Annotated in this window: 20 protein-coding genes and 1 tRNA gene; 15 read left to right on the top strand and 6 right to left on the bottom strand. The window is 43.6% G+C overall.

Translation table 11 applies throughout. The annotated features are described in order from the left end of the window. Nucleotides 1-2: 2 nt before the first annotated feature. The 9 genes from FD973_RS07260 (at nt 3) to FD973_RS07220 (ending at nt 9,629) form a co-directional block, all read left to right on the top strand. Nucleotides 3-686: an outer membrane lipoprotein carrier protein LolA gene (locus FD973_RS07260; protein WP_215322687.1), complete on the top strand. Its 684-nt coding sequence runs from the start codon at nt 3-5 to the stop codon at nt 684-686. Between the two features lie 37 nt (nt 687-723). Continuing rightward, nucleotides 724-2,034, top strand: a complete 1,311-nt coding sequence (serS, locus tag FD973_RS07255; RefSeq protein WP_215322686.1) for a serine--tRNA ligase — start codon at nt 724-726, stop codon at nt 2,032-2,034. Nucleotides 2,035-2,062: 28 nt separating this feature from the next. After that, nucleotides 2,063-2,470 (top strand): hypothetical protein, encoded by a 408-nt coding sequence (locus tag FD973_RS07250; RefSeq protein ID WP_215322685.1) that lies wholly within the window; start codon nt 2,063-2,065, stop codon nt 2,468-2,470. 51 nt (nt 2,471-2,521) lie between these two features. After that, nucleotides 2,522-2,611, top strand: a tRNA-Ser gene (locus tag FD973_RS07245). 196 nt (nt 2,612-2,807) lie between these two features. After that, nucleotides 2,808-4,124, top strand: coding sequence for a serine hydrolase (locus FD973_RS07240; protein ID WP_215322684.1), 1,317 nt, complete (start codon nt 2,808-2,810; stop codon nt 4,122-4,124). An 18-nt stretch (nt 4,125-4,142) separates the two neighbouring features. Beyond that, complete coding sequence (locus FD973_RS07235) at nt 4,143-5,447, top strand: alpha/beta fold hydrolase (protein WP_215322683.1); 1,305 nt, start codon at nt 4,143-4,145, stop codon at nt 5,445-5,447. A gap of 125 nt (nt 5,448-5,572) precedes the next feature. Beyond that, on the top strand, nt 5,573-6,442 hold the full coding sequence (locus tag FD973_RS07230; protein ID WP_215322682.1) for an NAD(P)-dependent oxidoreductase: 870 nt from the start codon (nt 5,573-5,575) through the stop codon (nt 6,440-6,442). Nucleotides 6,443-6,620: 178 nt separating this feature from the next. Further along, nucleotides 6,621-8,300, top strand: a complete 1,680-nt coding sequence (locus tag FD973_RS07225; protein WP_215322681.1) for an alpha-keto acid decarboxylase family protein — start codon at nt 6,621-6,623, stop codon at nt 8,298-8,300. Nucleotides 8,301-8,330: 30 nt separating this feature from the next. Beyond that, nucleotides 8,331-9,629: an alpha/beta fold hydrolase gene (locus tag FD973_RS07220; RefSeq protein ID WP_215322680.1), complete on the top strand. Its 1,299-nt coding sequence runs from the start codon at nt 8,331-8,333 to the stop codon at nt 9,627-9,629. A gap of 80 nt (nt 9,630-9,709) precedes the next feature. Here the strand turns inward: FD973_RS07220 and FD973_RS07215 are convergent, their stop codons facing one another. The 3 genes from FD973_RS07215 to FD973_RS07205 are packed head-to-tail and all read right to left on the bottom strand — an operon-like array spanning nt 9,710 to nt 13,150. After that, nucleotides 9,710-11,407 carry a thiamine pyrophosphate-binding protein gene (locus FD973_RS07215; protein WP_215322679.1) on the bottom strand — a complete coding sequence of 566 codons (1,698 nt, stop codon included), beginning with the start codon at nt 11,405-11,407 and terminating at the stop codon, nt 9,710-9,712. A 1-nt stretch (nt 11,408) separates the two neighbouring features. Next, the gene (locus tag FD973_RS07210; RefSeq protein WP_215322678.1) at nt 11,409-12,398 is read right to left on the bottom strand and encodes a tripartite tricarboxylate transporter substrate binding protein; all 990 of its coding nucleotides are present in this window, start codon (nt 12,396-12,398) and stop codon (nt 11,409-11,411) included. Nucleotides 12,399-12,409: 11 nt separating this feature from the next. Beyond that, a complete protein-coding gene (locus FD973_RS07205) occupies nt 12,410-13,150 on the bottom strand; it encodes a VOC family protein (RefSeq protein ID WP_215322677.1) in 741 nt (246 codons plus the stop codon). 67 nt (nt 13,151-13,217) lie between these two features. Between FD973_RS07205 and FD973_RS07200 the strand changes: the two genes are divergently transcribed. From FD973_RS07200 to FD973_RS07185, 4 genes are all read left to right on the top strand, one after another. Beyond that, nucleotides 13,218-14,222 carry a tripartite tricarboxylate transporter substrate binding protein gene (locus tag FD973_RS07200; RefSeq protein WP_215322676.1) on the top strand — a complete coding sequence of 335 codons (1,005 nt, stop codon included), beginning with the start codon at nt 13,218-13,220 and terminating at the stop codon, nt 14,220-14,222. Between the two features lie 7 nt (nt 14,223-14,229). Further along, on the top strand, nt 14,230-15,879 hold the full coding sequence (locus FD973_RS07195) for a gamma-glutamyltransferase family protein (protein WP_215322675.1): 1,650 nt from the start codon (nt 14,230-14,232) through the stop codon (nt 15,877-15,879). 161 nt (nt 15,880-16,040) lie between these two features. Then, nucleotides 16,041-16,361, top strand: a complete 321-nt coding sequence (locus tag FD973_RS07190) for a hypothetical protein (protein ID WP_215322674.1) — start codon at nt 16,041-16,043, stop codon at nt 16,359-16,361. Nucleotides 16,362-16,482: 121 nt separating this feature from the next. Beyond that, nucleotides 16,483-16,758, top strand: a complete 276-nt coding sequence (locus FD973_RS07185; protein ID WP_251368748.1) for a hypothetical protein — start codon at nt 16,483-16,485, stop codon at nt 16,756-16,758. A 24-nt stretch (nt 16,759-16,782) separates the two neighbouring features. Here the strand turns inward: FD973_RS07185 and FD973_RS07180 are convergent, their stop codons facing one another. Continuing rightward, nucleotides 16,783-17,631 (bottom strand): hypothetical protein, encoded by an 849-nt coding sequence (locus FD973_RS07180; protein WP_215322673.1) that lies wholly within the window; start codon nt 17,629-17,631, stop codon nt 16,783-16,785. 211 nt (nt 17,632-17,842) lie between these two features. Here FD973_RS07180 and FD973_RS07175 point away from each other — a divergent pair, with 211 nt between their 5' ends. After that, a complete protein-coding gene (locus FD973_RS07175) occupies nt 17,843-18,058 on the top strand; it encodes a YdcH family protein (protein WP_215322672.1) in 216 nt (71 codons plus the stop codon). Nucleotides 18,059-18,097: 39 nt separating this feature from the next. Here the strand turns inward: FD973_RS07175 and FD973_RS07170 are convergent, their stop codons facing one another. After that, complete coding sequence (locus tag FD973_RS07170) at nt 18,098-18,442, bottom strand: zinc ribbon domain-containing protein YjdM (RefSeq protein ID WP_215322671.1); 345 nt, start codon at nt 18,440-18,442, stop codon at nt 18,098-18,100. 66 nt (nt 18,443-18,508) lie between these two features. Here FD973_RS07170 and FD973_RS07165 point away from each other — a divergent pair, with 66 nt between their 5' ends. Beyond that, a complete protein-coding gene (locus FD973_RS07165) occupies nt 18,509-20,311 on the top strand; it encodes an AsmA family protein (RefSeq protein WP_215322670.1) in 1,803 nt (600 codons plus the stop codon). A gap of 13 nt (nt 20,312-20,324) precedes the next feature. Here the strand turns inward: FD973_RS07165 and FD973_RS07160 are convergent, their stop codons facing one another. After that, the gene (locus FD973_RS07160) at nt 20,325-20,672 is read right to left on the bottom strand and encodes a phage holin family protein (RefSeq protein WP_215322669.1); all 348 of its coding nucleotides are present in this window, start codon (nt 20,670-20,672) and stop codon (nt 20,325-20,327) included. Nucleotides 20,673-20,680 lie beyond the last annotated feature (8 nt).

Below are 20,680 nucleotides of genomic sequence, written 5' to 3'. Positions count from 1 at the left end.
TCATGTCAAGACTTCTCGTCGCAGTATTAGTTGGTATTTCAAGCATCCTTTTTTCAGGATCATCTCTTGCGCAAACTGAGGGTGGTGCAGAGCAGTTGCGCCAATTTGTGCGCAACTCAAAAACTGCGGAAGGTGATTTTGTGCAACAGCAACTTCGCGCACCCAAAGCAGGTGAGTCACAAGACAAGGGTTTGAAAGTAGTCCGTCAAACCCAGGGTCATTTTGTGTTTCAGCGTCCAGGCCGATTTATCTGGGAAACGCAAAAACCATATGAGCAAAAACTGATTGCTGATGGTAAGCAATTAATTCTTTGGGATAAAGATTTAAATCAAGCAACCTTTCGTCCTGCAGGGCAGGCTTTAGCATCAACCCCAGCAGCGATTTTATTTGGTGAAACTTCCTTAGATCAGCATTTTGATTTAATTGAAGGTGATGAACGCTTGGGTATGAAATGGGTATCTTTGGTGCCCAAAAAAGAGCCTGGTGCCAAGAATCAGAATGATTTACCGTATACCAAGATTTCAATTGGAATGGTCAGTGGCTTGCCAAAGGCGCTGGAATTAACGGATGGCTTGGGAAGTGTTGTCTTGGTAACGCTAGACAAGATTCAATTAAACGTCAATTTGCCGGCTAATCGATTTACTTTTACTCCACCGGCCGGAGCGGAAGTCTTGCGCTTAAACTAGAGCCTTCCTATCAAACTAGATCCTACTAGAGCAATTTATGATTGATCCGCAATTACTTCGTAAAGACATCGCTGCAGTCGCCGCTCGTTTAGCTACTCGTAAATTTCAGCTAGATGTCGAGAAATTCAATGCCCTGGAATCCGAGCGCAAATCTTTGCAGACCCGTACCGAAGAATTGCAAGCCAAGCGCAATCAGCTATCTAAAGCCATTGGCATGAAAAAAGGTAAGGGCGAAGATGCTTCTGCTGAGATGACCGAAGTTGCTCAAGTAAATGTGGATATGGAATCTGGCTCAGCCCGTTTAGCAGTTTTGCAAGCGGAGATCTCTGATTTCTTGATGGGTATTCCCAATCTTCCAGATGAATCTGTTCCCACTGGAAAAGATGAGACAGAGAATCAAGAAATTAAGCGTTGGGGTGAGCAACCTATTTTTGATTTTGAGATTAAAGATCATGTGGACTTGGGCGGCCCTTTAGGTCTTGATTTTGAAGTTGCCGCCAAGATAAGTGGCTCACGATTTGTTGTTCTTAAAGGCCCAATCGCAAGATTGCATCGTGCTCTAGCTCAGTTCATGATTGATACGCATGCTACGCAACATGATTATCAAGAAGTGTATGCGCCATACATGGTGAATGCTGCTTCAATGCGTGGCACAGGCCAGTTGCCTAAATTTGAGGAAGATCTATTTAAAGTTCCGCGTCAAATGGGTGGTGAAGATGAGGGCGGTGAAGCAAAAACAGAAAACTTCTACCTTATTCCGACTGCAGAAGTTCCGGTAACTAATTTGGTTCGCGACGAAATCCTCAATGCTGATAACTTGCCATTGAAATTTGTAGCCCACACACCGTGCTTCCGTTCAGAAGCAGGTAGTTATGGCCGTGATGTACGTGGCATGATTCGTCAGCATCAATTTGACAAAGTAGAGTTGGTGCAAATAACTAGGCCAGAACATTCAATGCAAGCGCTTGAAGATCTAACTGGTCATGCAGAGCGAATTTTGGAGTTACTTGAGTTGCCTTACAGAAAAGTCTTGCTCTGTACAGGTGATATGGGGTTTGGTAGCACCAAGACCTATGACCTTGAAGTTTGGGTGCCATCACAACACGCTTATCGCGAAATCAGCTCTTGCTCAAGTATGGGTGACTTCCAGGCAAGACGTATGCAAGCAAGATTTAAATCTGGCCAAGGTAAACCAGAGTTGGTTCATACCTTAAATGGTTCAGGTCTTGCAGTAGGCAGGGCTTTAGTTGCACTCATTGAGAATAAGCAGCAAGTAGATGGCAGTGTCTCTATTCCTAAAGCACTGCAACCTTACTTGGGTGGTTTAGAAGTGCTTAAGCCAATTTAATACTTCAGAAGACATAAAAAGCATATTCATGTACAAGCGCTCATTGCTTTTATTCTTGATTTGCTCAGCATTTATTTCTCAAAGTGTTTTTGCTGCAGAAAAAACCTATCGCTGCGAGGTATTAAGTGATGCTTATATCAAAAGTAATGGCGAGTTAGATATCGTTAAAGATAGTCCCAGAGTTGGTCAAGAATTTGCAGTCATCAAGAAAACTGGCGAAGTAGTTGGCGATGTAATGGATTCTTTGGGAAAGCCTAAGGTAATTGCATCTGGAAGTAAGAGCAATTCTTACAAAGTTATTTGGACGCAAAAGGCTGCAGGTAACGATGGCGCCTTTGTGGACTACCTCAGCATCGAAGGGGTTGCAAAAGACGGCAAATATCCTTTTGGATTCTTCTCTGGCTCGCTCATGATGGCGGGCGTGTGTGAGCAATAGAGCGGAGTGGTTTAAGCAGGATTGCAGTTTAAGTTTTATCCTATAGTTATCGGAGAGGTGGCAGAGTGGTCGAATGTACCTGACTCGAAATCAGGCGTACTAGCAATAGTACCGAGGGTTCGAATCCCTCCCTCTCCGCCAAGTCAATAGGTATTTAAAGGGTTTGTAGCCAAACAACACACCTGTTACCAAAAGCGTTACCAAAGACCTCCTATGGGCGGCTTTTTGATCGTTCCGATTTAGGCCAACAACAAAGTCCGCTATGAATAATGCTGACTAAATTGGTTATATACTTTATCGGCATTTAATTTTTCATTCCTCAACCTCGGAAATTCATATGAAATTCAATCCAAAACTCATTGTTGCGTTATTGGCAACACATAGCATTTTGGCACTTGCACAGGCCGATGGAACATCCAAAAGTCAACCCGTTACTAAGGCGCTGCAAGGGTATTCCAATGCTGAATATCAAGAAATGTTTAAGCTCTTCGGGTATCAAAATGCTCTTATTGGGGGTGATGTATCGCTGTTTGCGAATACCCATATGTCAACGCTATTTCATACTGCGATTATTTCGCCGAGCAAACCAGCAAATCCTTTGCCAACTGAATTAAATCCAGAGGTTGGAAAGATTCAAGCAACTACTGCTTACGGTCAGCTTTCGCTTGATGATTTCGTTACCAATCCAAAGAGTCATATTCAGGCGTTTCTTGTGATGCATAAGGGTAAGGTCGTTTATGAGCGCTATCCTGGAATGAAATCAACGGATAGCCATTTATGGGGATCAACAGCAAAACCAATTGTTGGCCTATTGCTTGAGCAGTTGATAGACGAAGGCAAGATTGATCAGAACGGAACCTATGGTCAATATATGCCCGATTTCAAAGGTACTGCCTGGGAAAATATCAAGTTACTGGACATCATGAATATGGCTTCTGGGTTGAACGTTGTCGAGAGCGCTGCATCACGGCACGACCCTACTTCCTTACCAACCCGACTTTTTCTCTCTGAATTTGGGCAGCCAGATTCTATTACTAAAAAGATTGAGTCAACACGAACCATTCTCAAACTTGCGAAAAAAGAAATAGAGCCTGGCACTCGATTTGATTACAGCTCTGTGGATACGCAAGCACTTGTCCTTCTGATTGAAGAAGTGACAAATAAACGCCTTTCTGATTTGGCTAATGAAAGAATCTTCTCTCATATGCCACTTGATGGCGATATGCAACTTCACCTATCTGGTGGCGACCATGTTGAGGCGATGCATGGTCTTGTATCAAGCCGACTTCGCAATCTCATGATGTTTGGAATGCAGTACACGCCAAGCTGGAATAAGATCTCAGATAAGAAAGTGGTCTCTGATGCGGCACTTCATCGTATTCGCAAAGAAGTGGCAAGTCATAAGGCGTTTATGGCAGGCACTAATGGCCCTGTATTTACTGAAGCATTAAATGATTATGTGATTAGTAATAATCGTCAATGGGATGACATCTTCCCTGATGGAGATATGTTTAAGCTGGGCTTTATGGGTCAAGGCCTTTATGTTTCACCTGATCGGGATTTGGTTATTGTTTATTTTTCTACCAGCCCTGATACTGGCCCAGGACAACGCTACATGCGTCCGATTGCAAAATCTGACTTATTCAATAAGTAATCCACATACTCTGAACTTATGAAAAAACTTATTCACTTTTCCAGCTCTGTGTTTGCGCTAACACTAGGTATCCTTTCTTCTGCTGTCTATGCTGACCCTCCTATGCCTCCTTTTTATGCTTCCGTCATGAAAATGGCTCCTGAAGGGAAGCTGGGGCAGATCATCAAAAAAGAAAAAATAGAGACAAGTCTCAAAGGCACGCAAGCTTGGAAGATTGCTTACATTTCATCAGACTTGGCTGGAAGAAAAACAATTGCCACTGGCACCATCATTGCGCCAGTAGGGCCTGCGCCAAAAGAGGGTAGACCAATCTTGAGTTGGGCGCACGGCACAACTGGTTCGGCACAAAATTGTGGTCCTTCTCAAATCATCGATCCTACCCGCGCTTTGAATGAGTACTTTTTAATGGATGGTGACTCTTGGACTGACTTTGGCATTCCAAATGGTCAAGAGTTTATTGATCAAGGTTATGTGGTGGTTGCTACCGACTATCAAGGTCAAGGCGGCGGAGGTAAGCATCAATATGCTGTAGCACGAACTAACGGCAGAGACGTCATTAATGCTGCTAGAGCAGCAGGTTCAATGAAAGAGGTTGGAGCCGGCAAAAAGACGGTTGTGTATGGATGGTCACAGGGCGGCGGTGCCACAATTGCAGCAGCCAGTCAGCCTGAATATCTAGCCCAAAAGGGTACCGCTGCTGATGGTTTGGAATATCTTGGGTTTGTGGCGTTAGCTCCTGAGGATTTAGCGGTCATGCTGCCTAAAACACTCAGCAATGATGAAGAAGCAATCAAAATCATGAACGGCTTTACGCAGGCCAATGTTCCAAATGTATTTTTATTTGCTCACTACATGATGGGACTGTGGGGAACACAAGCAGCGTTTCCCGATCTCAAGCTAACTGATGTTTTGACTGAAGAGGGTGCAAGGGTGGCTGATAAGCTGTCCAGAAATAAGTGCGTTCACGTGATGGCTGATAGCTTTACTTACACCTATGGGAGTAACTATAAATCCCTTATCAAGCCACAACCAAGCAATTCTTCAGCCTGGATAAAAGCGTTCATTGATGGCAGTGTTCCTCCTGTAAATCCAGTTGCTCCAGTCATTATTTATTGGGGCACTCATGATACGGCTGTACCGCCTGTGATGCACGAGCTGTATCAGAAGCAAAAGTGTGCTTCAGGTGCTAATGTTGCAAGAATTCAGTTACCTGGAGAGCAAACTCACTTCACAACTCCTGGGGTTTCAGCTCCGATGTATCTGCAGTGGGTTAAAGATCGTATAGCTGGTAAACCAATCCCCAATGGATGTCCAGCAAGCTGATTTGAGTTGGTATATCACTTAAACCACCCTCGGGTGGTTTATTTTTTCCCGTGCTTCGGCGAAAACAGCAAAACCTGTTATTAGGATAAGATTCAAATCTTTGATTCCTGAGAAAGAGGTTGGGCATGAGCGCAAAGCAACGTATTGGTTTTATCGGTCTAGGCATCATGGGCCAAAGTATGGCCGGTCATTTATTGGCTGCCGGTCATCAATTGAATGTATTTAATCGCTCAAAATCAAAAACAGATGATTTAGTTGCTAAAGGCGCTAAGTGGTTTGACACCATTGGTGATCTTGCTGCCGAGTCCGATGTCATCATCACCATGGTGGGCTACCCATCTGATGTGGAAGAGGTTTATTTTGGTGCTGGCAAGATTTTGGATCGAGCTAAGAATGCTTATCTCATTGATATGACTACTTCTAGCCCATCACTAGCAAAAAGAATTGCTGAGGAGGCTGAGAAGCGTGGTTGTCATGGTTTGGATGCGCCGGTCTCTGGTGGCGATGTTGGTGCCCGTAACGCTAAGCTCTCCATCATGGTTGGCGGTAAACAGTCTGATTTTGATGCGGTACTTCCTATTCTAAAAATCATGGGTTCCAATGTCGTTTTGCAGGGTGGTCCTGGCGCTGGTCAGCACACTAAGATGTGTAATCAAATTGTGATTGCTGGAACGATTATGGGTGTGAGTGAGGGATTAGGTTACGCTAAATCAGTTGGCCTTAATCCAGAGACGGTAATGGAATCCATTGGTGGCGGAGCGGCTTCTGGATTTCAGTTACTCAATCTTGGAGCTCGGATGATTGCTGGTGATTTTGCGCCTGGTTTTTATGTAGAGCACTTCTTAAAAGATTTAGGCATTGCTCTAGAAGAGGCACAGAAAGTCAATTTAGATTTGCCTGCATTGGCATTGGCTAAGAAGCTTTATGAAGGCTTAGTAGCAGAAGGGTGCGCTAAAAATGGTACCCAAGTACTATTCACAAAATATGCCCGCTAAATACTTAGTAGCGCTCTGAAATAAATAAGCCGAATTCTTTCGGCTTATTTTTGTGGGTAAATTATTTAATTTTGGGCATTTTAAAAATCCCTAGTGTTTCTGCTCGGGTCTCAGTTAGCCTGCCGATTCACCTTTAGTCTCTATTAGAATATTAGTTCAATTTTTAAAAGGATTATCCATGGCTACAAGTACACCGACAGTGGTTGAATACGTCATTAATCGATTAGCGGATTTGGGTATCGATCGTGTGTTTGGGGTGCCAGGCGACTATGCATTTCCATTTGATGATGCCATTGAGAAATGTGATCGCTTGGAATGGATTGCTTGCGCAAATGAGTTGAATGCTGCCTATGCGGCGGATGGTTACGCCCGCATCTATGGCGCTTCTATACTTTCAACCACTTATGGTGTGGGAGAGCTTAGCGCGATTAATGGTGTGATGGGCGCTAAGTCGCAACGATTGCCGATGTTTTTCCTGGTTGGATCTCCTAGTACTCGTATTCAAAGACAAGGTCTCGTTACCCACCATACATTAGGTGATGGAGTGTTTAATAATTTCCAGGCTATATCCGCCGCAGCATGTTGCGTCTCAACTAACCTGACGCCTGACAACGTGATCGATGAAATGGAGCGGGTGATTCGTGATGCACTCCGTTTTAGTGAGCCCGCTTACATTATTGTGCCAATGGATTATGCGCTAATGCCAATTAATGGCGCTCCAGTTAAAGGTGTGCCATTGGCTTCCGTTAAGAAGGCTAATAGCGATCCTGCCAGCCTAGAGGCTGCCGTTAATTTTGTGATGAGTAAAGTCAATGCTGCAAAAAACATTGTTGCACTACCATCGAATTTGGTTGCTAGCTATGGTTTAACCAATCAATTTATAGAGCTCCTCAATAAATCCAATATGTCCTTTGCAACTCCGCCAATGGGTAAAGGTCTTGTATCAGAGTCTCATCCTAACTATCTTGGCGTGTATAGCGGAGTAAGCTCAAGTCCTAAAGATTTAAAGTGCGTAGTTGAGAGCGCGGATTTAGTATTTGACATTGGTGGCCTTATTAATGAGGACATCAATACCGGTAATTGGACGAACAATCTTGATCCGCAAAAAACAATTGTTCTTGGTGATCATTATGTAAAACTTGGCGGCACTATATTTAGTGGGGTAGCCTTAGGCGACATGTTGTCTGAGTTAACCAAGCGTATCAATCCAGTTGCCAAAGTTCAAACTACAGAAAAGCTCTCTAAGTTTCCGTTAGTTGGCGCACCTGCAGATTCAACGAATTCCGCTAATTTTTATCCACGCTTACAAAATATGTTGCGTGCTGGCGATGTGCTCGTGGCTGAAACGGGCACTTGTATGCTGTACATGACTCCAATGTTGTTGCCAGAAGGTGTGGGCTTTCAGTCTCAAACTTTGTGGGGCTCTATTGGCTGGGCAACCCCTGCTGCTGAAGGTATTTGCATGGCCAATAAAGCAGGGCGTACGATTGTCGTAACGGGAGATGGCTCACATCAGTTGACGGCCAATGAAATTGGTACCATGGGTCGTTATGGCATTAAGCCGATTATTTTTGTACTCAATAATGCTCTTTATGGGGTTGAAATTGTTGTTAGCGAGGTTGGCTGGAAATATGATGATTTAGCGAAATGGAATTACTCACAACTTCCAGCAGCCATGGGTTGTAATAATTGGTTCAGCGCCAAGGTTTCCACAGTTGCGGAATTGGATGCCGCAATAGAAAAAGCAAACTCTTTCGATGGCGCTTCTTATATTGAGGTAATGATTCCAGCAGCTGAAAGCCAGCCGGTTGCAAAACAACTTCAAGATCATGTTTATAAGGTTAATATTCCCGTTTAATTGCTTTTGTATTTTTTACTTAAGGTTTTTATGAAAAATAAACTTTCTGTCTTGCTCGTAAGCTCTTTGCTTGCATTTGGTTTTAATTCTGCGCATGCCGATCCACCTATGCAGCCTTTTTATTCTGAAGTGATGAAGATGTCGCCTGAAGGAAAATTGGGGCAAGTCATCAAACAAGAAGAAATTTCTACATCCTTAAAAGGTGCACAAGCTTGGAGAATTGCTTACATTTCATCGGATGTATCCGGTCGTAAAACGATTTCAACGGGCTTAGTTGTTGCTCCTAAGGGACCTGCCCCTGCGGGTGGTCGACCAGTGATGTCATGGGGTCATGGCACCACTGGTTCTGCTCAGAACTGTGGTCCATCACAAGTGATTGATCCTGCGACACCCTTAAATGAATACTTCTTAATTGGGGGTAACTCATGGATGGATTACGGGATTCCAGCTTTAGAAGAATTCATCAACCAAGGATATGTTGTTGTCGCTACCGACTATCAGGGCTTGGGTGGCGGTGGCCGTCATCAATATAGTGTTGCGGTGAGTAACGGCATGGACACTCTCAATGCGGCTCGTGCTGCCAGTTCCATGCAAGAAACTGGCGCTAATAAAAAGACCATTATTTATGGTTGGTCTCAAGGCGGTGGTGCGGCGATTGCCTTAGCAGCAATGCCTGAATACATTAAGCAAAGTGGAACCGCCTCAGACAACCTTGAAATTCTAGGTTTTGTTGCTTTGGCTCCGCAGGATATTTCCATATTTGCACCAGCAAATAAGTTGGATCAAGCTAGCGCTGATAAGTATTTCCAAGATCTGCAAAAAATGTTTTTAGGTAATATTTTTGATTTCACTCATGCGACCATGACTTATTGGGGTACTCAGGCTTCAACCCCCAGTCTAAAGCTATCCGATCTTATGACTGATGAGGGTGTGAAAGTTGCAAATGAAATTTATTTAAACAAATGCATGCACTCGGCAAGCGATACATTTAACTTTAACTACGGCTCAAACTATGCAAGTTTATTAAAACAAAAGCCTGAAAATACTTTGGCTTGGGTTAAAGCAATGGTAAAAGGCGGTGTTCCCGTGGTAAAGCCCGTTGCCCCAGTGCAAATTTATTTTGGCGCAAAAGACACTACTGTGCCTCCTATCATGCATAAACTTTATCAGGAGCAGGCCTGTAAATTAGGCGGTAACGTCGGCAGAATGCAGTTGCCAGGAGAGCAATCTCACTTTACAACGCCTGCAAGCTCCAAACCTTTCTACTTATCTTGGATTAAGGATCGTGTAGCTGGTATGCCTTTGGCTAATGCTTGTCCGCAGAATTAAGTCAGAAAGAATTTCCTCTATGAAAATAAAAACCACCCTCGGGTGGTTTTTATTTGAACTGCACATTGGTTTAAGTTTGTTTAACCCATCCATTGACTGACAGGTGCAGCGGCGTCTTGTAATGGTTGAGAAATAATATCCACCAATGCTGGTTCACCACATTCGATAGCTGCTTTAAGGACTGCTTCTAATTTTTGAGGATCCTCAACTGTCCAAGAGCGCACGCCATAAGCCTCAGCAACTTTGGCATGATTGGTGCGATTAAAGTCAACGGAGTAATAGCGTTGATCGTAGCCTGATTTTTGGCTTGCCTTAATCCATCCATAAACCGAGTTAGATATCACGACCATCAAAATAGGTAACTTATAGCGAGTGATGGTCTCTAGCTCGCCAACTGTAAATCCAAAGCTACCGTCACCCATCACGGCGACGCATTTCGATTGTGGTCTACCAACTGCTGCACCAACAGCTGCTGACATGGCAAAGCCCAGTGCGCCATGGGCGCGGTTGGTGATGAAGTGTCTGCCGGGAATATCGCTCAGAAAATAGGCAGAGAAGTATGGGCATGGGGTGCCTGGATCGGCACAAACAATGGCATCCTTTGGAAGAAGCTTATTGAGGGTATGCACAATTCTTTCGGGAAGAATGGGTGAGTCATTGCTGTTTGCTAATTTTAGAAAAGGTTCAAATTTGATCGCCTTGGTTTTGGCAACAACTGCCTTTCCATCTACACAATCCTTCGCTCGATTCTGAATGTTGTCCTTTAATTCGGTAAGTAGTTTCTCAAGGGTGAGTTTGGCATCGCCAACTAGGCTTGCTGCGATTGGGTAATTTGCGCCAATCGTTTCGGGATCAACATCTAAATGAATGATGGGAATCGTTTTGTTAGGAAAACGCCAATTTTCAGTGGTAGTGGATCCGGCGCGACACGTCATGAAGAAAACCAGGTCCGCACTATTAATAACCTCTCTAGTTGCCATGACTCCGCCATTGGCACCTACTACACCTGCGTTTAATGGATGGGTGCCAGCTAGACTTCCTTGGCCGCTAACAGTAGTACATACTGGAATATTCAGTAGCTCAGCGATATTTTTTAGAGTCTCTTCTGCGCCTGAATTAATGATGCCACCACCGCAAACGATTACAGGGAATTTCGCAGCCAAGATGAGCTTGGTCGCCGTTTCTATATCACTATCATTAGCTACATAGCGCTGAGCAGGGTAGTGTGAGTGTTCCTTCTGTGCCCAAATATCGCCTGCATCTATCGGATGTTTTTGCACATCATGTGGGAGGCAAATATGAGCACTTCCAGGTTTTCCAGTTGTCATCGCCCTAAAGGCAGTACGTACCGCTGATGGAATTTGCGCAGCTAAATCAATCGTTGTATTCCACTTGGTGAGTGGCTTATATAAGGCTTGCTGATCTAATTCAGTCAAGGGAAACTTGCCACGTGAGGTGACGGGTACATCAGAAGTGATGCCTAAAACTGGAATAGAGGATTCATTAGCCTCAACAAGACCTGGTAATAAATAAGTTGCACCACCACCGCTCGGTCCTTCGCAAACGCCGACTTTATGCGTTACTCGTGCATAGGCATCGGCCATATATCCTGCGCTGCGTTCATCCCTAGTGAGGATATGTTGCATGCCATGATCAAGTCTTGCAAGGGCGTCATAAAACGGCAGACTGGTATCGCCACATAAGCCAAAGATATGCTTTACATCGTATTCTTGCAGCATGCGTACTAGCGCTTCTGCGCCGTTGATCTTGTCGGCCATATTAATCTTCTAAATTCAGTTGGGTATTTTTTATGAATTGTTGCCAACGATCATGATCACGCCTTACATGCTTATCCAATGTAGGTCCATCGCTTGCTTGCACATCAAATCCACCTTGAGTGAGTTTGGTTTTAATCTCAGGATCATTTAAGACTGCCTGAAAATCAGCAGTGAGCTTTTTCACAATCGGAGCGGGGGTATCTGCTGGAGCAAATGCGCCTATCCAAGAATAGGCCTCAAATCCAGGGTATCCTGATTCAGCTACGGTAGGAACCTTTGGTAACTCTGGTAAACGTTGGGCTCCAGTCACGGCTAGCGCCTTAAGCTTGTCCGCCTGAATTTGACCCTTAAGAGCTGCGTAGCTTAGTAAGGTCAGGCTAGCGGTATTGCCAACTACAGCTGCAATCGCAGGACCGCCACCGCTGTAAGGAACATGCAATACGAAGATTCCAGCTTTACGTTTAATGTCCTCCATTGCAAGCTGGTTGAGTGAGCCCATCCCAGTTGAGGCATAGCTATATAACCCAGGTTTCTTTTTGGCTGCTGCAATAAATTCGGCGAGATTATTTCCGGGGACTGATGGGTTGGCAGCAATCACTAAGGGAAAACGTACCAATAAACTTACGCCTGCAAAATCCTTAAAAGTGTCATATGGAAGCTTGGGTTTGACAATTGGATTAATAGAGTGGTTATCAAAACTAATTAATAAAGTATTGCCATCAGGCGCAGAGCGAGCGACATATTGAGTAGCAATTTGACTTGCCGCACCTGGGCGATTTTCAATTACTACCGGCCTGCCAATGCGCTCCGAGAGCTTGGATTGGATGGTGCGCGCGGTGATATCAGTGCTACCACCCGGTGGAAATGGAACTATCAATGTCAGCGGTTTATCGCTTTGGGCGTAACTCGAAGTCGATAGGGCACATATGGTTAAGCAAAAGGTTAATCCTGAGAGGAATAACTTGGAAATAAAACTGAACTTGGATCTCATGAGGTTGGTCCCTACAGATTTAAATGCTGATTATTTATAATTAAGTCTACAGGATCTATTGAGTTTTTACTGACTTGCGCGCACATTACTCGAGACTCAATGAGATTCCCATCTTTTTGTATGTTTATTTGAATATTGGGGAGTTGAAGTTGGGCTAACTCCTCGCTAATCACGATGTGCTTTTTATCTATATTGAGTAGCTGACCCAATACGTTGACGCTCTCTAAAACATTAGGGCTAGCAAGCGAAATGCTTTTTAAGTGACCTAGTTGATTCAGATGTTTTAGCCATTGATCTTGCCAAACATACTCTGGTGTAATGTGCTCACAAAAATAGATTCTGATTCCTGGAATGGGTTGCACTGAAAAGCGCACTGTTTTGAATTGAACCAAAACTGAATTGCCCTTGTATTCAGATTCACGACTGAGGTCTTGAATGGGATTTACAGAAAAACCACCTTTTACTAGCTCTTGATAAGTTTTTTCAGCATCGTTTGTGCGAAAGACTAGGGCATCTAGCCCAAGGGGCTGATTTGCAATTTCTGCTCTTTGTGGCGGTTTGCCAGGCTCACACCCAAGTAGCTCAATATAGCTACTATCTAACATAATGAGTTGATTACTTGAGCCTAAATTGTGGTGGGCAAGTGGGGTTAGCAGAAAGCCTTGGGTCAAAAATTGTTGAGCAAGTTTCCCAAGCTGATCTCTGCCAATGATTACCAAGTGATCAAAAGGGTATTCTTGAGGGTGGATCACGGCGAATTAAATAGAATTTTCAAAAAAATATCATATACGATATTAGATAAATAGGAGACTAAAGAGAATGCTGCAAAACCGAAGAAACATATGCGTTCTTTTAATATCAGCCGCATATTTATGTTTGGGTAACGCAAATGCCCAAACCACATCTGTTCGTGATTATCCCAGTAAGGCCATTACGATGATTGTGCCGTTTCCACCGGGCGGGGCAACCGATGCCTTAGCTCGTATCGTGGCGCAAAAACTCACTACCAGTTTAGGTCAAGCAGTGGTTGTAGATAATCATCCAGGTGCTGGTGGCACCATCGGAGCTGGTCTAGTGGCTCGCGCTAACCCAGACGGATACACAATACTCTTTACGAGTAGTAGTACGCATTCAGTTGCGCCTAGCTTTAATAAAAAACTACCTTATGATGCCGTGACTGATTTCACACCTATTGGTGGTGCAGTGGCATCGCCATCACTTTTGATGGTAACTAAAACATTACCAATAAAAACCTTAAAAGACCTAATACTCTATGCAAAAGCCCATCCTGGGGAATTAAATTTTGCCTCCAGCGGTAATGGCACAGTCATTCAATTAAATGTTGAAGCCCTTAAAGCTCAAGCGGGGCTCGATATGACCCATGTTCCCTATAAAGGTTCTGCATTAGCGTTACCAGACTTAGTATCTGGCAAAGTGCATATCCTATTTGACGTTATGGTTGCTGGCCTTCAGCCTGTTAAGGATGGCAAGCTCAATGCTTTAGCCGTTGGCGGAACGAAACGCTCGACTTTATTGCCGGACGTCCCAACTGTTGCTGAGGCTGGCAAAAAATATGGTTTAGGACAATTTGAATCCAGTACTTGGTTCGGCATATTTGGACCAAGAAATTTAGCCCCTGAAATCGTAGCAAAGTTAAATGCAGCCTTAAACAAAGTCATCGTATCGCCTGATGTGGTTGAACGTTTTGCGCAGATTGGTGCGGAACCTATGCCAGGCACTCCAGATAAGTTTGCGACGATGGTTGCAAAAGAACGTGTTCGCTGGAGTAACTTAATTAAACAAGCTCAAATTAACGCGGAATAGTCTATTCATGAAATTTAATTGGAACAACCCGTACCCCAGCATACGGGTGCCGGTCATGGGGCGTAATGTCGTCTCTACCTCTCATCCTTTTGCTGCCCAAGCGGGGCTGAAGATGATTCATCAAGGTGGTAATGCGATTGATGCCGCTATTGCAGCAGCAGCGGCTTTAATGATTGTGGAGCCAGTGTCAAACGGCTTAGGAAGTGATTGTTTTGCAATCGTGTGGGATGGCAAGGAATTACATGGACTCAATGCTTCTGGTGTAGCTCCGCAAGCTTGGAGTACAGAGTATTTCTCGAATAAATATGGTGTCGATAGTAACGGTCTGGCTGATAGGCCAAAGCGGGGTTGGGATTCTGTAACTGTTCCAGGTGCATTAGCTGGATGGGAAGAGCTACATAGACGCTTTGGGTCGTTGCCTTTGGGGGATTTATTGCAGCCTGCAATTGAGATTGCCGAAAAAGGTTATGCCATGGCTCCCGTAGTAGCTCATAAGTGGAATGCTGCTATTCCTGAGTTGGAGCATCAGCCTGGTTTTGCGCAGGTATTTATGCCTCATGGACGGGCTCCAGAAATTAGCGAGATCTTTCGTTTTCCATCGGCCGCTAAAACGCTCAAAAAGATTGCGCGCACTGGAATTCGTGAGTTTTACGAAGGGGAGATTGCACAAGAGATTGCCTCACATGCAAAAAATAATGGGGGTTCGATGACTGCCCATGACCTTGCTGGCTACAAGCCAGACTGGGTTGGAACTATCTCACAAGATATTTGTGGCGCAGATGGAAAAACCTACTCCATGCATGAAATTCCACCCAATGGTCAAGGTATAGGTGCATTAATTGCCCTCGGTATCTTGCAAAACTTTGACCTTGCAAGTTTGCCAGTTGATGGTGTTGAAAGTCAGCACCTACAAATTGAGGCAATGAAGTTGGCTTTTGCCGATGTATATCAATATGTTGCTGACCCGCGTTCAATGGCAGTCACGCCCACGCAAATGCTTGATCCTGCTTATTTATCGGAACGTGCAAAGTTAATTAACCCACGCAAAGCCACACACTTTAATTTTGGAATGCCCCAGTCAGGTGGAACGGTTTATTTAACCGCTACTGATGAACAAGGTCGCATGATCTCATTTATTCAAAGTAATTACATGGGATTTGGTTCGGGTGTAGTTGTGCCTAATTGGGGAATTAGTTTGCAAAATCGTGGATTCGGATTTTCGATGGACCCCAAATCGGCCAATGTGGTTGCTGGTGGTAAGCGTCCGTTTCACACCATCATTCCAGCCTTTTTAACTCGCAAAGCGGGCGACACTATTGTTCCGCAAATGAGTTTTGGTGTAATGGGTGGTGACATGCAACCTCAGGGGCATCTACAAACTATTTTACGAATGCTTTCTTATCGTCAACAACCTCAAGCCGCTTGTGATGCTCCGCGCTGGAAAGTCAATCGTGACTTTAGTCTAGATGTGGAATCGAGCATGAATGCGAATACCGTACAAGGTTTATCTGACTTGGGGCATATCTTGAAGAAGGTTGATGACCCCTATATGGATTTTGGGGCTGGACAATTTATTTGGAGGTTGTCTGACGACATAAGCGATGGCTATGTCGCTGCGAGTGATCCTCGCCGCGATGGTCAAGCAGTAGTGTATTAATCTTCTATATCCATATAAAAATTATGAATGAATTTGTTCCACTTTGAGATATTTTGATATGCTCAAAAACATTGTAATAATCACGCTTGGAGATATTCGAGACATTTAACCTGCCATAGAAAGTATGTGATCTATGTCACAAAATTTACAAAAGGCTTTATATGTCAGCGCTAGCAAAGAAATATATTGAATTTGCAAAATATGTAGGAGATGTTCAATTCAAGCATGCGCTTAATGCGCACGAATGGGACATCTTCATTCTTATCGCGCACTCAACTTTGGAAAAAAGTAATCTTAAAGTCAAAGAATTGTTGGAGATGAGTCATATTGCCTCGCCAGCAACAATTCACAAGAGTATGAAGATTCTGATAGACAAAGGATTGCTTGGAGTTATTAACAGCAAAGAAGATGCTCGCGTTAAGTATCTGTTTGCCACTAAGAAGGGTATGAATTTCCTCGAGGAGATCGGAAAAAGGATGTGATTAGAAAAAATCACGCTTTACCCTATACGGTAGTAATATCTGCCGAACATATGCACAGAAATAAGTGATGCCTTTGTGTTCCTTAGACAATTTCTGGCGCTAATAATCATGGTGGAATTTTATGAACGCAATTAATCGAGCGCTATTCATTGCAATGGTTGGAGTATTGGCTACGTTGCTGATAGCATGCTCGACACCGGCCAGTAAATTTGGTGTCTATCAGCAATCGGATGGTGCTATAGGTGTGCATGCTCCCAAAGATGCAAAGGAATCCGAGGCACAGGAGGTTGCGCTTGAGGAATGCAAGAAGCTCGGTAAGCGGAGCGTTACGATTGTTGAGAGTCGAAAAACGGTCAATGACCGTTTTCCTTTGACTTATATCTACTTGTGTAGATAAGTGAATTAGCTATGAAGTGGCGTATTAACTCAATAACCACTTCTTAATCGACTTATTGACACACATTGCATCTAAAGCTAGGCCGAAGAATTCAGAACCATTGGTAACCATGCTTTCAATGGCCTCTACCTTACCAGACTTGATGCCACGCAAATAGGTGGCTGCACGATAACGCAAGAAGTGTTCTGTTTCTCCCTCTTCATTTTCAGTGGTACATAACTCTAGGCTGCCATAGCGTGTTTCAGGGTTAATATTTAATATCGAGAGACCTAATGCGCCAACGAGTTTTTCGGGAACTGGAATCGGTACATATGAATAGAGGGAGATCAACATCTCTTCTTCATCTACCTCAATGATGTGATCAATATCGAGAACATCTTTTTCAGTTAACTCTGTCTCACCAGAATCGCCACCACCAAAAGTGGACTCAAACTGCAGCATGGCAGTATTGCTTCCTTTGGAAATCTCAATCATGTCGGGATAGCCTAGCAATCCTTTCCACCAATACATAAGAGAGAAGGTGCATGGTTTTACTTCAACAAGACCTTTTTTTGTAGATTTTGCAAAGTAAAGCCCGTAAAACTCGTCATCTTGCTCAAGTCCATATTGGTCAACTTTTGGAGCTTTAGTTGAGGATGATTTAACTGTTTTCTTAGCAACTTTTTTAGCTGCTGGCTTTTTGTTTGCGGGCTTCTTGGCTGCTACTTTTTTAGCTGCTGGCTTTTTGTTTGCGGGTTTCTTCACTACCTTTTTTGCCGTCTTTTTACTTGCCACTTTTTTAACGACAACCTTTTTGACGGCTTTTTTTGCAGGGGCTTTCTTTACCACCTTGGTAGCTACTTTCTTTTTTACTGGAGACTTCTTTGTAGCCATGGTTTCTTACCCTTCTTTGGTAGTTAATGTGCAAAATGCACTAGTTGATATTACTGCAATTTCCATCCGGAAATATTCATTGCTATATGGGGTTTGTCCTGCGGATTACAAGAGTGGGGCAATAAAAAATCAATCTAGTCTTGTTGTTGCGATGCAGGGTTGCTAAACTGGATCACAGTTGTTTTTTATAACCTTAATATGAAGAGAGTCTATGTTTCCCGAATATCGCGAACTCATTACCAAGCTGAAAACGTCAGATCGTCACTTTTCTCATTTGTTTGATAAGCACAATAATTTAGATCAAAAGATTCAAAGAATGGAGGCTCATACTGAGCCAAGCACCCCAGAAGAAATCGAAACTTTAAAAAAGGAAAAACTTCTTCTTAAAGACCAAATCTACGCAGTACTTAAGAAAGCCAGCGCTTAATTTCTAACTAGTAAGCACTAAAGCCTAGGGTAGGTAATCCTAGGCTTTTTTCAAAAAGCAGGCTTTAAGAAGCATATTGCCCGCTTCTGTTTTGCAATCCACTTCATGATCGCCAGATACCAAGCGAATCCCTTTAATTTTGGTGCCAACCTTTAATGTGGTTGAGGATCCTTTGACCTTTAGGTCTTTAATTAGAGTAACAGTATCCCCATCAGCTAAAAGATTGCCGTTGGCATCTTTCACAATTAATCCTGTCTCGACCTCTTCAGTTGCCGCGTTCATCGGCCATTCGTGACCACATTGGGCGCATACGAAATTATCCCCATCGGGATAGGTCATATCTTCCTGGCAAGCAGGGCACTTTGGAAAGTTATCTGTGTTCATAGCTCCATTTTAGTCTAGGGATGATGGATAAACGCTCGGTAGCATTACTCGTTTTAGAATGGACGGGTGAATAAAGTCCTCAAGATATCTCTCCTTGTCTTTTTAGCAATTCTTGCTTGCGTTGCAGCGGGGGTTTGGTATGCGTCTTCCTTTGTTAATCCCGCACAATTAACCAGGCTCTTAAGCTCTTCAGTGAAAGAGGCGACGGGGCGAGAATTGGTAATTTCTGGTCCCGTCAGTCTCAGTGTCTTTCCGGCAATTAGTGTAAAGGCGGAACAAGTTTCGTTGACTAATGCTGCATGGGCCAGCAATCCCGATATGTTGACGCTTAAGCACATGGAATTAGACATTAGGCTAATGCCGCTTCTCAAAGGAAGCATAGAAATTGGCAGAATTGGTCTGCAAGGTTTGCAATTAAATTTACAAACTAATCAGGCTGGGGAGGGTAATTGGAATCTTGCTCCCCCTGTAAATAATTCTGGAAAGTTGGATGCTTCCGCTTCCTCTAATGCGGCTGATGGGAATGCTAATTTTATTTCCTATAACGCTATAGATGTTGAGGACGCACAAATTCAGTTTCAGCAGTCCGATAAAAATATTAAAGTATTCAAGCTTCCAAAGTTGACCGTAGATGCTGGGGAAGATCTCTCTAATATCTTGATGGACTTGCGTTACGAGAATTACGCCTTAGGTCTAAAAGGAAAGACTAGCTTGCTACGCAATGTTTTTAGGGATTGGGACCAATCTCCGGTAAAGGTTAATGTAGATGTAGATCTCACGCTGAATGGCAAGTTGCTAGCAATCACTGGTGTGATCGATAAACAACCAAGTAAATTACCGCATTTTCAAATCAATCTCAATTCAAAATCGTTTGATTTGGCGCCTTTGGCGGGTTCAGCCGTAGTTGCAGGTTCTGCTGGAAAGTCTGGCACTGTAGCGCCCCATAAATCGCAGGGAAAGTATTTTTTCTCGGACGAGGCGCTCCCCTTTAATCTTCTTCCAATTGCTGATGGCTCGGTGAGTATCAATATCGCCGAACTTGGGCTCCCTAATCAAACATCATTTACGAATTTCAAAACGACGCTGCAGTTTAAGAATGACAGAATTGACTCAAACGATCTAAGTTTTAATTTGGGCAAAGGTAGTGCGCATGCGCAGTTATCGATTTTTGATTTGAATCGGCCAATTCCTAAAGTTGCCCTCAGGGGCATGGCAAAAGATTTTACTTTGGAGCAAATTCTGGCTACTACAGACTCTAAGGCAAGTGTTTCGGGCGGAGATATGCAGGTCGCTTGGAATTTAAAGGGTAGCGGAGTCAGTCCACATCAACTAGTAAGTCAATCAACTGGGGTACTGCAGTTTTCAATGCGAAATGCAAAGCTGGACTCTCAGTTTTTAAATAAGGGCGGAGACTTTGTAATAACAGTTTTTGATGCAATCAATCCCCTCTACAAAAAATCTAATCAAACTGTATTGGAATGTGCTGTTGGCTATCTTCCTATCAACAGTGGGGTTGTAAATATCCAGAACTCGGTCGGAGTTGAAACGGATCGTTTGGATGTTGTGCTTTCTGGCTCTATTAATTTAGGTACGGAGGCTTTGAATCTTAGTATTAACCCAAGAGAAAAATCGGGTCTCACAACTGGGCTTGATCTAGCGGGCTTAGTAAAAATAGAAGGTACATTACAAAACCCGAGCACTGGCGTTAACAAGACTGGAGTTGTCAATAGCGCCGTTTCTATTGGGCTTGGATTTTTAACTGGTGGTATTAGTATCGCCGCAGAGAATGCTAAATCACTGGCGACCAAGTCGCAGCCTTGTAAGGCAGCGCTGCATCCTTGGTCCGATATTTACACGATAAATAAGTAGGGTAGAAAACGTATCAAAACACTAAGCCGCTAACAAAAAGGCTGAATAAAGAAATAAAGATGCTGGCAAAAAATGCCGTCCAGAAGCTGGAGATCGTAAAGCCACTCACTACAGCAGATACCAGCATGAGAACTAATGCATTGATCACAAGTAAAAACAGGCCCATTGTGACTATCGTCAATGGCAGTGTGAAAAGAATCAACAATGGTTTAACGATTGCATTCGCAAATCCGAGCAGAAGTGCGGCAATCAACAGTGAGCCACCATCGGCAAAGCGTAAACCACTAAAGATATAGCTCGCTACCCAAAGGGATAAAGAAGTTAAGCCCCACTGGACTAGAAATAGCGTTAGGTTGCTCATGGATTTTC

Origin of the sequence: Polynucleobacter sp. MWH-Braz-FAM2G, from assembly GCF_018687635.1 — a bacterium.
Classification (GTDB): domain Bacteria; phylum Pseudomonadota; class Gammaproteobacteria; order Burkholderiales; family Burkholderiaceae; genus Polynucleobacter.
The sequence above is the reverse complement of the archived record's forward strand: the minus strand, read 5'-3'. Positions and strand labels throughout refer to the sequence as shown.